Annotated in this window: 1 protein-coding gene; it reads left to right on the top strand. The window is 55.8% G+C overall.

Annotated elements, in window-relative coordinates; all coding sequences use genetic code 11:
- The coding region (locus CRV02_RS14380) for a phage tail protein (protein ID WP_258239327.1) at positions 1-536 on the top strand (536 nt) is incomplete at both ends.

Here is a 536-nt window from a genome sequence, read left to right as displayed (position 1 = left end):
CGCGTCACCTGACGCACTGAATACGCTGAATGAACTGGCCGCAGCGCTCGGGAATGATCCAGATTTTGCTACCACCATGACTAACGCGCTTGCGGGTAAACAACCGAAGAATGCGACACTGACGGCGCTGGCAGGGCTTTCCACGGCGAAAAATAAATTACCGTATTTTGCGGAAAATGATGCCGCCAGCCTGACTGAACTGACTCAGGTTGGCAGGGATATTCTGGCAAAAAATTCCGTTGCAGATGTTCTTGAATCCCTTGGGGCCGGTGAGAATTCGGCCTTTCCGGCAGGTGCGCCGATCCCGTGGCCATCAGATATCGTTCCGTCTGGCTACGTCCTGATGCAGGGGCAGGCGTTTGACAAATCAGCCTACCCAAAACTTGCTGTCGCGTATCCATCGGGTGTGCTTCCTGATATGCGAGGCTGGACCATCAAGGGGAAACCCGCCAGCGGTCGGGCTGTATTGTCTCCGGAACAGGATGGTATTAAGTCGCACACCCACAGGGCCAGTGGATCCGGTACGGGCTTGGGGG

Source organism: Arcobacter sp. CECT 8989, assembly GCF_004116715.1.
In the GTDB taxonomy this organism is placed as follows: Bacteria; Campylobacterota; Campylobacteria; order Campylobacterales; family Arcobacteraceae; genus Halarcobacter.
The sequence above is the reverse complement of the archived record's forward strand: the minus strand, read 5'-3'. Positions and strand labels throughout refer to the sequence as shown.